The sequence below is a fragment of the Achromobacter sp. NCFB-sbj8-Ac1-l genome (assembly GCF_052695805.1).
This window is the reverse complement of record NZ_CP199812.1, coordinates 4,435,365-4,448,991: the sequence shown is the minus strand read 5'-3', so window position 1 is coordinate 4,448,991 and position 13,627 is coordinate 4,435,365. Positions and strand designations below refer to the sequence as shown.

At 66.4% G+C, this 13,627-nt stretch carries 13 protein-coding genes; 5 read left to right on the top strand and 8 right to left on the bottom strand.

Annotated features, from left to right (window positions below; translation table 11 throughout):
- Positions 1–86 precede the first annotated feature (86 nt).
- From ACUDP5_RS20345 to ACUDP5_RS20320, 6 genes are all read right to left on the bottom strand, one after another.
- Positions 87–854, bottom strand: coding sequence for an SDR family oxidoreductase (locus tag ACUDP5_RS20345; RefSeq protein WP_445657051.1), 768 nt, complete (start codon positions 852–854; stop codon positions 87–89).
- Positions 851–1,840 carry an NAD(P)H-quinone oxidoreductase gene (locus ACUDP5_RS20340; protein WP_445657050.1) on the bottom strand — a complete coding sequence of 330 codons (990 nt, stop codon included), beginning with the start codon at positions 1,838–1,840 and terminating at the stop codon, positions 851–853. Before ACUDP5_RS20340 ends, ACUDP5_RS20345 begins: the two co-directional genes overlap by 4 nt.
- A 21-nt stretch (positions 1,841–1,861) precedes the next feature.
- Positions 1,862–2,566 (bottom strand): ABC transporter ATP-binding protein, encoded by a 705-nt coding sequence (locus ACUDP5_RS20335; RefSeq protein ID WP_025140547.1) that lies wholly within the window; start codon positions 2,564–2,566, stop codon positions 1,862–1,864.
- Positions 2,559–4,340 (bottom strand): branched-chain amino acid ABC transporter ATP-binding protein/permease, encoded by a 1,782-nt coding sequence (locus tag ACUDP5_RS20330; RefSeq protein WP_445657049.1) that lies wholly within the window; start codon positions 4,338–4,340, stop codon positions 2,559–2,561. Before ACUDP5_RS20330 ends, ACUDP5_RS20335 begins: the two co-directional genes overlap by 8 nt.
- A 22-nt stretch (positions 4,341–4,362) precedes the next feature.
- Complete coding sequence (locus ACUDP5_RS20325; RefSeq protein ID WP_175193098.1) at positions 4,363–5,229, bottom strand: branched-chain amino acid ABC transporter permease; 867 nt, start codon at positions 5,227–5,229, stop codon at positions 4,363–4,365.
- A 126-nt stretch (positions 5,230–5,355) separates the two neighbouring features.
- The gene (locus tag ACUDP5_RS20320) at positions 5,356–6,555 is read right to left on the bottom strand and encodes an ABC transporter substrate-binding protein (protein ID WP_263913553.1); all 1,200 of its coding nucleotides are present in this window, start codon (positions 6,553–6,555) and stop codon (positions 5,356–5,358) included.
- Between the two features lie 331 nt (positions 6,556–6,886).
- Between ACUDP5_RS20320 and ACUDP5_RS20315 the strand changes: the two genes are divergently transcribed.
- From ACUDP5_RS20315 to ACUDP5_RS20305, 3 genes are read left to right on the top strand one after another with little or no spacing between them, the layout of a single operon-like run.
- Positions 6,887–7,669: an SDR family oxidoreductase gene (locus tag ACUDP5_RS20315; protein ID WP_445657048.1), complete on the top strand. Its 783-nt coding sequence runs from the start codon at positions 6,887–6,889 to the stop codon at positions 7,667–7,669.
- A complete protein-coding gene (locus ACUDP5_RS20310) occupies positions 7,669–8,712 on the top strand; it encodes a 3-hydroxyacyl-CoA dehydrogenase (RefSeq protein WP_445657047.1) in 1,044 nt (347 codons plus the stop codon). The genes ACUDP5_RS20315 and ACUDP5_RS20310 overlap by 1 nt, the downstream gene beginning before the upstream one ends.
- Positions 8,705–9,640, top strand: a complete 936-nt coding sequence (locus ACUDP5_RS20305) for a 3-keto-5-aminohexanoate cleavage protein (RefSeq protein ID WP_445657046.1) — start codon at positions 8,705–8,707, stop codon at positions 9,638–9,640. The genes ACUDP5_RS20310 and ACUDP5_RS20305 overlap by 8 nt, the downstream gene beginning before the upstream one ends.
- Positions 9,641–9,848: 208 nt before the next feature.
- Here ACUDP5_RS20305 and ACUDP5_RS20300 read toward each other — a convergent pair whose 3' ends face one another.
- Positions 9,849–10,916: a glycerol dehydrogenase gene (locus ACUDP5_RS20300; RefSeq protein ID WP_445657045.1), complete on the bottom strand. Its 1,068-nt coding sequence runs from the start codon at positions 10,914–10,916 to the stop codon at positions 9,849–9,851.
- A gap of 9 nt (positions 10,917–10,925) precedes the next feature.
- Positions 10,926–11,630: a GntR family transcriptional regulator gene (locus ACUDP5_RS20295; protein WP_263913558.1), complete on the bottom strand. Its 705-nt coding sequence runs from the start codon at positions 11,628–11,630 to the stop codon at positions 10,926–10,928.
- A 180-nt stretch (positions 11,631–11,810) separates the two neighbouring features.
- Between ACUDP5_RS20295 and ACUDP5_RS20290 the strand changes: the two genes are divergently transcribed.
- Positions 11,811–12,626: a transketolase gene (locus tag ACUDP5_RS20290; RefSeq protein ID WP_263913559.1), complete on the top strand. Its 816-nt coding sequence runs from the start codon at positions 11,811–11,813 to the stop codon at positions 12,624–12,626.
- Positions 12,627–13,613 (top strand): transketolase C-terminal domain-containing protein, encoded by a 987-nt coding sequence (locus ACUDP5_RS20285; protein ID WP_263913560.1) that lies wholly within the window; start codon positions 12,627–12,629, stop codon positions 13,611–13,613.
- The last annotated feature ends 14 nt before the right edge of the window (positions 13,614–13,627 follow it).

The following is a 13,627-nucleotide window of genomic DNA, read 5'->3' as shown; positions in this document are numbered from 1 at the left end:
GTTCACCGGATCGCCGGTCCGTCCGAGGCGGACCGGCAAGACAAAAAAGCCCTGCCGGTTCATTGAACCAGCGGGGCTTTTGCTTTCTACGTCATTAACCAGCCACCTGCCACATCAAGCACCTGCCCGGTCACGAAGCGCGCCTGGTCCGATGCGAAGAAGAGGCAGGCATCGGCCACTTCTTCCGGCGTGCCCAGGCGGCGCAGGGCGGTGACGTCGGCCACGGCGTCGTTGATTTCCTTGGGCACGCTCTTGAGCAGCGGCGTGCTGATGCGCCCCGGGGCCAGGCCGTTGACGGTGACGTCGTATTCGCCCAGTTCCGCGGCCCAGTGGCGCGTCAGGCCCAGCAGCGCCGCCTTGGTGGCGGCATAGTGCGCGGCGACGATGTCGCAGTAGGCCTTGCCGGCCACCGACGACATGTTGATGACACGGCCCTGGCGCTGCTTGACCATATGCGGCGCGACCAGGTGCGTCATGTAGAAGACGCTGTTCAGGTTGACCGCTACCACCTTGTCCCATTCGCCGGGCGTCATTTCCCAGACCTTCAGCGCGCGGCCGTCGGTCTTGGGCGAGATGCCGACGTTGTTGACCAGGATGGTGGCCGGGCCGAGATCGCGGGTGATGCGCTCGTAGGCGGCCTGGCACTGGTCGAAATGGGCCACGTCGGCAGGCACGAAGGCCACGGCGTGGCCGCGTGCTTGCAACGCTTTTTCATACGCCTGGCCGGCCTGGGCGTTGAAGTCGATCAGCCCGACCTTCGCGCCTTCGGCCAGAAAGCCTTCGACGATGGCCGAGCCGATGCCGCCCACGGCGCCGGTGACGATGACGACCTGACCGGTGAAGCGCGCGCTCATGCCTGCACCTGCAGCATGATCTTGCCGATGTGCGCGCTGCTTTCCATCAGGGCATGGGCCTCGTTGGCCCGGGCCAGCGGAAACACGGCGTGGATGCGCGGCAGGCACTGGCCTTGTTCCATCAGCGGCAGCACCTTGTCGGCCAGTGACTGGGCGATGGCGCCCTTGTCGTCGTCGGACCGCGGACGCAGGGTGGATCCGGTGAACGACAGCCGTTTGGTCATGATGGGCAGGGCGTCGATCTCGGCCTTGCTGCCTTCGAGGAAGGCAATCTGCACCAGGCGGCCATTCACGGCCAGCAGGCGGATGTTCTTGTTGATGTAGCGGCCGCCCACCATGTCCAGGATGACGTCGACGCCCTGGGTGGCCTCGCGGATCTCGGCCTCGAAGTCCGTCTCGCGGTAATTCAAGGCGTGGTGCGCGCCGGCCGCCAGGCAGGCGCGGGCTTTCTCGGCATTGCCCACGGTGGTCCAGACCTCGGCGCCAAAGGCGCGCGCCAGCTGGATGGCCGTGAGACCGATGCCGCTGGAGCCGCCATGCACCAGGAATTTCTCGCCGGCCGCAAGGCGGGCGCGGTCGAACACGTTGGTCCAGACCGTGAAATAGTTTTCGGGGATGGCGGCGGCCGCCAGCAGGTCCAGGCCGCGCGGCACCGGCAGGCAGTGGCGTTCGTCGGCCAGGCAGTACTGGGCGTAGCCGCCGCCGGGCGTCAGCGCGCAGACCTTGTCGCCCACCTTCCAGCGCGTGGCCTGGGCGCCCACGGCGATGATGGTGCCGGACACTTCCAGGCCCAGGTAGGGCGACGCGCCGGGCGGGGGCGGGTACGAGCCGGAACGTTGCAGCACGTCGGGGCGGTTGACGCCCGCGTAGGCGACTTCGATCAGCACCTGGCGGCCGGTGGGCGATTCCATCTCGCGTTCGGCCGGGCGCAGGCAGTCGGGCGAGCCGCCCTTGCCGTGGTCGATGAATGTGCAGCGTAAAGACATATAGGGCAGGTCCTTGAAGAATCAGTGGCCCAGGTAGGCCTTCTTGACATGGGGGTCGGCCAGCAGCTCGGCGCCGGTGCCGGTGCGCACGATGGCGCCGTTCTCCAGCACGTAGCCGCGATCGGCCAGGCGCAGGGTGCGGAACACGTTCTGCTCGACCAGCAGCACGGTGACGCCGTGCGCCGTGACGTCGCGGATGATGTCGAACATCTGCTGCACCAACAGCGGCGACAGCCCCAGCGAGGGCTCGTCGAACACCAGCAGCTTGGGGTCGGCCATCATGCCGCGCGCGATCGCCACCATCTGCTGCTCGCCGCCCGATAGCGAGCCGGCATACTGGCCCAGGCGTTCGCGCACCCGCGGAAAGATCTGCAGCACTTCTTCCAGCTTTCGCTGCACGATGGGGCGGGCGGCGCGCTTGTACGAGCCCATCAGCAGGTTGTCTTTCACGGTGAAGTGCGGAAACAGCTGGCGGCCTTCGGGGATCATGGTGATGCCCGCGTCGACGATGTCGAAGGGCGGGCGGTTGGTCAGGTCCTGGCCTTCGAATTCCACGCGGCCCGTGGTGGCGCCGATGACGCCGCACAGGGTCTTGAGCGTGGTGGTCTTGCCGGCGCCGTTGGCGCCGATCAGCGTGACGATCTCGCCGGCGCGCACCTCGAAGTTCAGGCCGTTGAGCACCTGGCTCTTGCCGTAGCCCGACGAAAGATCCGAAACCTTAAGCATCCTGGTACTCCTTGCCCAAATAGGCTTCGATGACGGCGGGGTTCTCGACCACGTCCCTGGGCGCCCCGCTGACCAGCACCGCGCCTTCGTTCAGCACGATGATGCGGTCAGACAGCGCCATGGTGGCCTGCATCATGTGTTCGATCAGCAGCACGGACACGCCCGAGTCGCGGATGCGGCGGATCATCTGGATGGATTTCTCGATGTCGGTGGGGTTCAGGCCCGCCATCACCTCGTCCAGCAGCAGGATGCGCGGCCGGATGGCCAGGGCGCGGGCGATCTCCAGCCGCTTCATGCCGCCCACCGTCAGGCTGCGGGCCTCGGTGTTCAGGTACTTGAGCAGGTCGGTTTCCTCGGCCACCTTCAGGGCGATCTGTTCGGCTTCCTCGCGGTCAGCGGTGCGGATGAAGGCGCCCAGCATGATGTTTTCCAGCACCGTCAGGCCGGTGAAGGGCTTGGCGATCTGGAAGGTGCGCCCCAGCCCCTGGTGCGCGAATTCGTCCGGCGTGGTGCAGGCCACCCAGTTGCCCTGCGCATCGCGCATGGACACCGCGCCCTTGTCCGGCGACAGAAAGCCGGACAGCAGGTTGAACACCGTGGTCTTGCCGGCACCGTTGGGGCCGATCATGCCCAGGATCTCGTGCTGGTTCAGCGTCAGCGACACGTCGTTGGTGGCGCGCAGGCCGCCGAAGCTCTTGAACAGCTTGTCGGCCTTGAGCACGGGCTGGTCGTTGCGGACCGCGTTGTGCAGCCGGGCCGGCTCGTTCAGCTTGCGTTTGGCCCGCGGCGTGCCCAGGTAGGGCAGCCGCGCCAGCGCGCGTTCGATGGCGGGGCCGAAGGCGCCGGCCAGGCCGCGCGGAATGGTCAGCACCACCGCCACCAGGATCAGGCCGTAGATCAGCCCGTGCATGCCGTTGCCCACGCTGGACAGCCAGCCGCGCGCCAGTTCGGCGATGGGCAGCACCAGGAAGGTGCCGGCGATGGGGCCGGCCACCGTGCCCAGGCCGCCGATCAGGGCGAACATGGCGACCTGGATCGACAGTTCCAGCGAAAACGCGGAGCTGGGGTCGACGAAGGTCAGGTAGGTGATGTGGAAGGTGCCGATCACGCTGGTCAGCATGGCCGAGACCACCGCGGCGATGATCTTCACGCGCACGGTCGGAATGCCCACCGCCAGCGCCGCGTCCTCGCGTTCGCGGATGGCGATCAGGTAGTGGCCGATGCGCGATTTGCGGATGTACCACGACACCCAGGTCACCCCGAGGAACAGGCCGAACGCGATGATCACGTAGTTGATCTTTTCGCGGAACACCATCCAGGCCCAGCCGATGTTCAGCGGCAGGCTGATGCCGCTGGAGCCGCCGGTCCAGCTTTCTTCGTGGATGACCAGCAGCCGCACCACTTCCAGGATGGCAATGGTGGCCAGCGCGAAGAACGGCCCGCGCAGCCGCAGCGTGGGGTAGCTGATCAGGATGGCCACGGCCGCCGAGATGGCCGCGCCCGCCAGCATGCCGAACCAGGGCGAGATGCCGAAGTTCTGCGTCAGCAGCGTGGCGGTGTAGCCGCCGATGCCGTAGAACACCGCATGGCCCAGCGACAGTTGGCCGGCGTAGCCGCCGACGATGTTCCAGGCCACCGACAGGGCGGAAAAGACGAACAGCAGGACGAACAGATTGGTCCAGAACGGCGTGCCCAGGACGACGGGCACGATGAACATGACGATCAGCAGGATAAGGCTGACGTAGGCTTTGGGGCTTCGAAAGTCGGGAAACACGTCTCGCTCCTTGTGGCTCTGATCACTCTGTACCGACGCCGAACAGGCCGGTCGGTCGCAGGACAAGGATCAAGAGGAAGATCCCGAAATAGACGACCTCTTTGAGGTCGGGGGCGATGTAGTAGCCGGCCAGCGTATCGACGATGCCGATGATCATGGACCCGGCCACGGCGCCGTACAGGCTGCCCAGGCCGCCCAGCACCACGATCACGAAGGCGGTCAGCACGAAGTAGGTGCCCACCGTCGGGAACACGGGGTACTGCGGCGCCAGCAGGCCGGCCGCGATGCCGACGAAGGCGGTGCCCAGGCCGAAGGCGATGGCGTAGACGTTGTTGACGTTCACGCCCATCAACGTGGCGGCGTAGCGGTGCTGCGCTACCGCGCGCAGCGCGCGGCCCAGGTAGGTGCGGTGCATGAACAGGTGCAGCAGCACGGCCAGGCTGATGCCCACCACGAAGGTGATGAGCTGGCCCGTCACCATGGAATAGGCGCCCACGTCGATGGCGTTGGTGCCCAGTTCGACCGGCGCGCGGTAGACGTTGGCCCCGAAGATCACCAGGGCCAGGTTCAGCAGGATGGTGGACACGCCCACCGTGGCAAAGATCTGGATGTGCTGGTCGGCGTTCAGCAGCGGCTGGATGATGCCTTTCTGCGTCAGCGCGCCCAGCGCGAACAGGATGACCGCCACCGGCACCAGGCCGATGTACGGGTGCACGCCGAACTGCGCGGCGATCAGATAGACCAGGTACATGCCGATCATCAGGAATTCGCCGTGGGCGAAGTTGACGACCCGGACCACGCCGAAGATCAGCGTCAGCCCCAGGCTGATGATGGTGTATGCGCCGCCCAGCAACAGGCCATTGATGACCAGTTGAATGAAGATATCCATGGTGCAACCTCTTGGAAAGGGGAGCGCCCCGGCCCGGCGGCCGCGCCGGCCGGGCCGGGGCCTGCTGGCCCCGGTGTTACGCCAGGCGCCCCCGAGCGCCTGGTTGCTGGCAAGTTGTCGTGCTTGTTATTTCTTGAAGACAGGCTTGCCCAGCGCGAGGTTGCTCGGGGCGATGGTGACCAGCTTGCCGTCCTGCCACTGCATCACGTAGAACGTGGACGCATTGTTCTGGCCGTCTTCGCCGAAGTCGAAGGCCCAGCCGTTGGCGGTCTGGCCGGCGGGCTTCTTGTAGGCCAGCACGGCGGCGCGAATCTTGTCCTTGTCGGTGGACTTGGCCGCGGCGATGGCTTCGAAGAAGGCCTTGGCGCCGACGTAGTTGGTCAGGCTGTGGCCGGATTGCGGATCGCTCTTGTAGGTGGACTTGTAGGCTTCCAGGAACTTGTCCAGGCCGGGCGCGCCGGCCGGGTTGATGGACGATTGCGGGAAGTCCAGGTCGAACACGCCGTTCATGTCGGCGCCCACGGCCTTGGCGGTGTCGGCCAGCGAATAGCCGCCACCCGCGCCGATCACGACCTTGGGCTTGAAGCCCGCGGCGCGCGCCTGGCTGAAGAACAGGATGGCGTCGTTCTGGTAGGCCGTTTGCAGCACGACGTCGACCTTGGCGCCCTTCAGCCGCAGGATCAGCGACGACAGGTCGACCGTCTTGGCGGAGTAGGGCAGCACCTCGGCCACGGTGTAGCCGAGTTCCTGGGCGCGCTTTTTCTCGGTGGCGGCCACGTCGGTGCCGTAGGGCCCGTCTTCGTGGATGATGCCGATCTTGATGTCCTTGGGGTTCAGGCCCATGCCGGGCGCGATGGTGTCGTGCAGCGCATTGACCACCGAGACGCCGTACAGCGCGGTGTTGGGGTTGCTGCGGAACAGGTACTTGTAGCCGCGCGTGGTGATCTTGTGGGCGGTGGCGCCCAGTTCGAAGTAGGGCACGCCGGCCAGTTCGGTGACGGGCGAGGCCGCATACGAGATGCCCGACGCGTAGCTGCCGAACACGCCGACCACGTTGGACGAGATCAGGCGCTTGGTTTCGGAGACGGCCTGGGTGGGGTCGACGGCGTCGGCCTTGATGATCTGGATCTTTTCGCCGTTGATCCCGCCGGCGGCATTGATTTCATTGACGGCCAGTTCCAGGCCGCGGTAGCTCTCCTGGCCCAGCAGCGCCAGGGCGCCGCTGAACGGGAAGAGGGCGCCTACTTTCATGTCGGCCGCTGCGGTGCCGCTGACCATGACGCCGCACAGGCCCAGCGCGATGGCGAATTTATTGAACTTGAACACTGTCTACGCTCCTTTGTTGGTATGGGATGCGGACTGTATGCTGCTTCGTCCGTCTTTTTTAAATATATGATATATGCGCCGGCGGGGTGTGGGAACCTCGTTCTGGATTCTAGTGCCGGACTTGCAAGGCTGAATCGGGGATTTCCCTCAAGCCGCATGAATAAAGCGTTTGCGGGCGATTGGCTCCTATGGGGCGGCGTGAATTCCCCCCTTCGGATGAGGCGTATGGAACCACTTTTCGACAATTCCTGCGGCAAGAAACTGTCCGTTTAGATCATATATCCTATATGATCGAAAGGCGTTTCACGAAAAGAATCCAGGAGACATACGCATGTTCGAGGAAGTGGATTTCGCCGGAAAAAAGGTACTGATCACGGCCGGTGCCGATGGACTGGGCCTGGAAATGGCCCAGGTATTCCACCGCGCCGGGGCGTCGGTGCTGGTGTGCGACGTCAATCGCGACCGGCTGGCCGCGTTGCCGGGTGAGTTGCCCGGCGTGCAGGCGGTGTACGCCGACGTGTCGGACGAAGACAGCGTGGCCGCGCTGTTCACCGCCGTGCGCCAGACGCTGGGCGGGCTGGACATCCTGGTCAACAACGCCGGCGTGGCCGGCCCCACGGGCTTTGTCGAAACCCTGTCCAAGGCCGACTGGGACCGCACGCTGGCCGTCAACATCACCGGCCAGTTCCTGTGCGCGCGCCAGGCCATCCCGCTGCTCAAGGAATCGCCTGCCGGCGTGATGATCAACCTGTCGTCGGCGGCGGGGCACCTGGGGTTTGCCGGGCGGTCGGTGTATTCGGCGTCCAAGTGGGCGGTCATCGGCTTCACCAAGTCGCTGGCCATCGAACTGGGCGGCCATGGCATCCGGGTCAACGCGATCCTGCCGGGCGCGGTCGAAGGGCCGCGCATCCGCGCCGTCATCGCTGCCAAGGCCAAGACGCTGGACAAGCCGGTGGACGAGATCGCGGCGCTGTACGAAAACCAGGCTGCGCTGGGCCGCATGGTCACCGCGCGCGATATCGCCAACATGGTGCTGTTCAACGCCAGCGAGGCCGCCCGCAGCGTGACGGGCCAGGCCATCGTGGTGGACGGCTTCACGCAGAAGCTCTACTGATGGCGGCCGCCACCGCCCCGCGCGACGGGGCTGCGCGTCGCGAGACGGGGCCAGGCCCCGACCCTGCCGACGAACATGGCGGCATCGACCGCCGTTGCATCGACCGTCGCTGCGCGGCCATCATCGGCACCGGGTTGATCGGCCAGGGCTGGGCCATCGTGTTCGCCCGCAAAGGCTGGGACGTGCGCCTGTATGACGTCAACGCGGCCATGCTGGGCGAGGCCCGCGCCCTGATCCGCCGCCAGCTGGACCAGCTGCAGGCGCACGGGCTGCTGCAGGACGCCGCGGCGGCCGCTGCGCGCATCCATGTCGCCGACAGCCTGCAGGATGCGCTCAAGGGCGCGAGCTACATCCAGGAAAACTCGCCCGAGACGCGCGACATCAAGCGCAGCCTGTTCCCCTTGCTGGATGCGGCGGCCGAGTCCGACGCCATCATCGGCAGTTCCACGTCCAGCATTCCGGCCAGCGAATTCACCGAGGACCTGCCCGGGCGCCACCGCTGCCTGGTGGCGCATCCGGTCAATCCGCCTTACCTGATTCCGGTGGTGGAACTGTGCCCGGCGCCCTGGACAAGCGCGGACACCATGGCGCGCGCCCGCGACATCATGCGGGACATCGGCCAAAAGCCCGTGTCGATGACGCGCGAGATCGAAGGCTTCATCCTGAACCGCCTGCAAGGCGCCTTGCTGCACGAGGCCTTCCGGCTGGCGGCGGCCGGCATCGCCAGCGCCGAGGACATCGACGCCACGGTGAAAGACGGCCTGGGCCTGCGCTGGTCGTTCATGGGGCCGTTCGAAACCATCGACTTGAATGCCCCCGGCGGCATCGCCGATTACTGCGGCCGCTATGGCGGCCTGTACCAATCCATCGGCGCCACCCAGGCCGAAAGCGTGGCCTGGGAGGGCGCGCTGGTCGATGCCCTGTCGGCCGAACGGCGGCGCCTGCTGCCCGACGAAGACCTGACGGCGCGCCGCTATTGGCGCGACGAGCAACTGATGCGCCTCGCGCGCCACAAGCAAAGCAACGGAGACGAAATTGGCTAAACCCAAACAGAAAGTCGTGATCACCTGCGCCGTCACGGGCGCCATCCACACGCCCAGCATGTCGCCGCACCTGCCGGTCACCGCCGACGAAATCGCCGAAGCCGCCATCGGCGCGGCGCGCGCGGGCGCCGCGGTGCTGCACCTGCACGCCCGCGACCCCGAAACCGGCAAGCCGTCGCAAGACCCGGAGTTGTTCAAGCCTTTCCTTGAGCGCATCAAGGCCGAGACCGACGCCATCATCAACATCACCACCGGCGGCAGCCCGCACATGACGGTGCAGGAGCGCATGCGCCCGGCCACCACGTTCAAGCCCGAGCTGGCGTCGCTGAACATGGGGTCGATGAATTTCGGCCTGTTCCCGATGCTGGGCCGCTTCCAGGACTTCAAGCACGACTGGGAACGCGAGCACCTTGAGAACAGCCGTTCGCTGATCTTTCGCAACACCTACGCGGACATCGAATCGATCCTTGAACTGGGCAACGCCAACGGCACCCGCTTCGAGTTCGAGTGCTACGACATCAGCCACCTGTACAACCTGGCGCACTTCGTGGACCGCGGCCTGGTCAAGTCGCCGCCGTTCATCCAGTCGGTGTTCGGCATCCTGGGCGGCATCGGCCCGCACCCCGAAGACCTGATGCACATGAAGCGCACGGCCGACCGCCTGTTCGGCAATGACTACGAATGGTCGATCCTGGGCGCCGGCCGCAACCAGATGCCGCTGGCCACCATCGGCGCGGCCATGGGGTCGAACGTGCGGGTGGGGCTGGAAGATTCGCTCTGGATCGGGCCGGGCCAGCTGGCCGAGTCGAACCGGGTGCAGGTCGAGCGCATTCGCACCATCCTGGAGGCGCTGAATCTGGAAGTGGCCACGCCGGAGGAAACCCGCGCCAAGCTGGGGCTCAAGGGCGGTGACAACGTGGCGTTCTGAGGCGGCAACGCCCGGTGTGGGAAGGGAAGGCCCCCACGCCGCGCGCTACGCGCTAGCTGCCCCCCAAGGGGGCGCCCCCCCGCCTTGGGGCGGCCCGGCGGCGGAAGGTAGGGCCCCCACGCCGCGCGCTACGCGCTAGCTGCCCCCCAAGGGGGCGCCCCCCGCCTTGGGGCGGCCCGGCGGCGGGGGTGTTCTTATCGGCAGCTTTTCACGCGTGGCGGCGCAATGCGTCTGCGAGAGTCTTGATGTCCAGGGTGCGATCGAAATTGGCGGCGTGGCGCGCCTTGAGCGTCAGGTCGGCCGCCAGCGTCAGTTCGGCGTCGGTGGGGGCGACGGCGCCCAGCGCGTGCAGCGTGGTGGGCAGGCCCACCTGGTCGTACCACTGGGACAGCGTGGCCAGCATGCCGTCCTGGCGGTCTTCGAGGTCCAGCTGCACCAGCAGGCCGACGGCCACTTGCAGGCCGTGCAAGGCCGTGGCCACGCCCGTGATCTTGGGCAGGCCGCGCGTCAGGGCGTGGGCGATGGACAGGCCGCCGCTTTCGAAGCCCAGGCCGCTCATCAGGATCATGGCTTCCACCACGCGCTCGAACGCGGGCGTGGGCGCGCCGCTGCCGGCAACGGCCAGCGCGTCGGCGCCGTCGGCCAGCAGCGTGCGCAGGCAGCCGTCGGCGATCAACTGGGCCGACAGCAGCGGGGCGCCGTCGTACATGTTCTTGCCGCCGTTGCGGGCGCATTGCTCGGCTTCGAACTTCTTGGAAATGGCGTCGCCCAGGCCGGCACGAAAGAAGTGCGCGGGGGCGGTGGCGATGATGGCGGTGTCCACCAGCACGATGGTGGGGTTGAACAGCATGTGCTCGACCGCCAGGAGGTTGTGATGGGCGTCGTACAGCACGTAATTCTTGCTGGTGGGCGCGTCGTTCGAGGCCACCGTGGGCACGGTGACCAGGTGGCAGTGCGCGGCCTTGGCCACGGCCTTGCCGGCGTCCAGCGACTTGCCGCCGCCCACCGCGATGACCATGTCGATGCCCGCGGCCGCGGCCTGGGCGCGCAGCGCCGCAATGACCTCGGGCGTCAGGTCGCCTTCCACCAGGAGCGGCGTGAGCGTCACGTGGCGCGCCGCGCACAGCGCTTCGATTCTTGGACCCAGCACGCCATGGACGTAGCGGTCGATGACCAGGGCGGCATGGCGGCCGAACAGGGCGGCGTAGTCGCCCAGGGTGTCCAGTGCGCCCGCTCCCTGGATATAACGGCCGGGAGCGCCAAAAATCTTCAGCATGGGGTCTTCCTATTTGCGGGGCCCGGGCGGGCGGTAGTCGAGTTCTTTTTCGCGTTCGACCAGCCAGTCGATCATGATTTTTCCGCCCCAGACCAGGTCGGCCTGGATGGCCTTGGCCGCGGCGTCGGAATCGCGTGCTTCCAGGGCTTCCAGCACGGCCTCGTGGCGATGCTCGTTTTCGGAATAGTCGAGCCCGGCCGTCTTCACATGGAACACCTTGAGGATGGGGCCGGTGATGACCCAGAACGATTCCACGGTGTTGCGCAGGATGGGCTTGTTGCTGGCTTCGAGGATGCCGAAGTGGAACTTGCGGTTCAGGTAGCTGGCGCGCTTGGGATCGGTGGACGTGCAGGAGATGAAGTCTTTCTGCAGGGCGATCAGGTTGTCCAGCTGCTTGCGGGTGATGTGCTTGGCGGCTTCGGCCGCGCCCATGCCTTCCAGGTGGAAGCGGATCTGCTGGATTTCGCGCAGCTTTTCGGAATTGACGTAGGGCACGTACACCGCGGTGGCGGCTTGCATTTCCAGGCCCTGTTCGCTGATGAGGCGGAAGATGGCCTCGCGCACGGGCGTGATCGAGACGCCCATTTCCTGGGCCAGCTCGCCAATGATCAAACGTTCTCCGGGTTCGTACTGCCCGTTGATGAGGGCATTGCGGATTTCGTTGTAGACCTTGACGGAGAGGTTCTCTTTCTTTACCGGTTTAAGGCTGGGCATGACGGTTGGGGCTTGCGGGTTCGAGGGAGTGGGCCGGGGCCGGAAAACAGCGCCCGGCTGAATTCTAGCCCGGCCTAGCCAATTCGAGCGCGATGGGTATATTATATATCATATATTCTAACGACGTAAGGGAACGTCATGCGCCAGGACCGGGGAGCCCCAACCGAAGGGGAAATCCGCATGCTGCGGGAAAAGGCCCGCTACATACGGCTGGAGACAATCAGGCTGATCGAAATCGCCAAGGTCGGGCACTACAGCTCGGTCTTCTCGTGCGCCGAGATCTTTGCCGCGCTGTACTACGACGTGATGCGATTGCGGCCGGGCGAGGCCGCCTGGCCGGACCGCGACCGCTTCCTGATGGGCAAGGGCCACGCGGCGGTGGGGTTGTTTCCCGTGCTGGCCGACCACGGCTTCATTGCGCGCGAACTGCTGGACGGCTATACCCGCCTGGGCAGCCCGCTGGGCGACCACCCCGACATGACCAAGGTGCCGGGCGTGGATTTCAGCTCGGGGTCCATCGGCCACGCGCTGTCCAACGGCGCCGGCATGGCGGTGGGCGGGCGCATGAACGGGCGCGATTACAACGTCTTCGTGATGCTGGGTGATGGCGAGATGCAGGAAGGGCAGGTCTGGGAAGCCGCGCTGTTCGCCGCCCACCAGCGGTTGTCGCGCCTGGTGGCCATCGTCGACCGCAACGGCTATCAGCTGGATGGCAAGGTCGATGACGTGATCGGCGTGGAATCGCTGAAAGACAAGTGGCAGGCCTTTGGCTGGGACGTGCACGAGGTGGACGGCCATGATCTGTCGGCCCTGACCACGCTGCTGCGCCGCCTGCGCGCCGACCAGACGCGCGACAAGCCGGCCTGCGTCATCGCCAGGACCATCAAGGGCAAGGGCGTGGGCTACATGGAAACCGAACCCGGCTGGCATCTGGGCTACCTGGCGCCCCAAGACGCGCAGGCCGCCATCGACGAAATCATGACCCGCGAGATCTGAATGGCACAGGCACAGATAACTTCCCCCGATTCCTGGCAGTACCGCGCGCTGAACGCGGTGAACCCCGGGCTGTCGTATCTTTCCGATGCGCTGATCGACCTGGCGCAGGCCGGGCACCCGGTGGTGGCCGGCTCGGCCGACCTGCAATACTCCAACGGCCTGAACCGCTTTGCATCGGCCTATCCCGACCGCTACGTGCAGTTCGGCATTTCCGAGCAGAACATGGTGTCGGCGGCGGCCGGGCTGGCCACCACCGGGCTGATGCCCTTCGTGGCCACGTTCGCCTCGTTCCTGGGCCTGCTGTGTTGCGAGCAGATCCGCATGGACGTGGCCTATACCCGGCTGCCCGTGCGCCTGATCGGCCATCACACGGGCATCAGCCTGGGGTTCTACGGCACGTCGCACCACGCCACCGAAGACATCTCCACCATGCGCGCCATTGCCGGCCTGACGGTGGTGTCGCCGGCCGACGGCCCGCAACTGGCCGCTGCCATCAAGGCGTCGGTCGACTGGCCCGAGCCGATCTACTTTCGTATCGGCCGGGGCCGCGACCCGCAGGTGTACGAAGACGGCACGCCGTTCACGTTCGGCCGCGCCATCACCCATGGCACTGGCACCGACCTGAACATCATCGCCTGCGGCATCACGCTGCATGCGGCGCTGGAGGCGGCCGCGCGGCTGCGCGAAGACGGTCTGTCGGTCGGCGTGATCGACATGCCCACCATCAAGCCGCTGGATCGCGAGGCCGTGCTGGCCGCCGCCGGCCAGGCGCGCGCGTTGCTGACGGTGGAAGAACACAACGTGATGGGCGGGTTGGGGTCGGCGGTGGCCGAAGTGCTGGCGGATGCCGGCACCGGCACGCGGCTGCGGCGCCATGGCATCTACGATGAATACAGCCTGATCGCCCCGCCCACCACCCTGTACGCCCATTACCAGCTGGACGGCGCCGGCATCGAGGCCGTGGCGCGTGAGTTCATCCAGCGATAAGACACGGAGACAGC

Coding starts and splice junctions, on each gene's coding strand:
- ACUDP5_RS20290 (WP_263913559.1), top strand. CDS start 11,811: ATGCTGCGGGAAAAGGCCCGCTACATACGGCTGGAGACAATCAGGCTG.
- ACUDP5_RS20295 (WP_263913558.1), bottom strand. CDS start 11,630: ATGCCCAGCCTTAAACCGGTAAAGAAAGAGAACCTCTCCGTCAAGGTC.
- ACUDP5_RS20345 (WP_445657051.1), bottom strand. CDS start 854: ATGAGCGCGCGCTTCACCGGTCAGGTCGTCATCGTCACCGGCGCCGTG.
- ACUDP5_RS20315 (WP_445657048.1), top strand. CDS start 6,887: ATGTTCGAGGAAGTGGATTTCGCCGGAAAAAAGGTACTGATCACGGCC.
- ACUDP5_RS20285 (WP_263913560.1), top strand. CDS start 12,627: ATGGCACAGGCACAGATAACTTCCCCCGATTCCTGGCAGTACCGCGCG.
- ACUDP5_RS20310 (WP_445657047.1), top strand. CDS start 7,669: ATGGCGGCCGCCACCGCCCCGCGCGACGGGGCTGCGCGTCGCGAGACG.
- ACUDP5_RS20335 (WP_025140547.1), bottom strand. CDS start 2,566: ATGCTTAAGGTTTCGGATCTTTCGTCGGGCTACGGCAAGAGCCAGGTG.
- ACUDP5_RS20300 (WP_445657045.1), bottom strand. CDS start 10,916: ATGCTGAAGATTTTTGGCGCTCCCGGCCGTTATATCCAGGGAGCGGGC.
- ACUDP5_RS20325 (WP_175193098.1), bottom strand. CDS start 5,229: ATGGATATCTTCATTCAACTGGTCATCAATGGCCTGTTGCTGGGCGGC.
- ACUDP5_RS20340 (WP_445657050.1), bottom strand. CDS start 1,840: ATGTCTTTACGCTGCACATTCATCGACCACGGCAAGGGCGGCTCGCCC.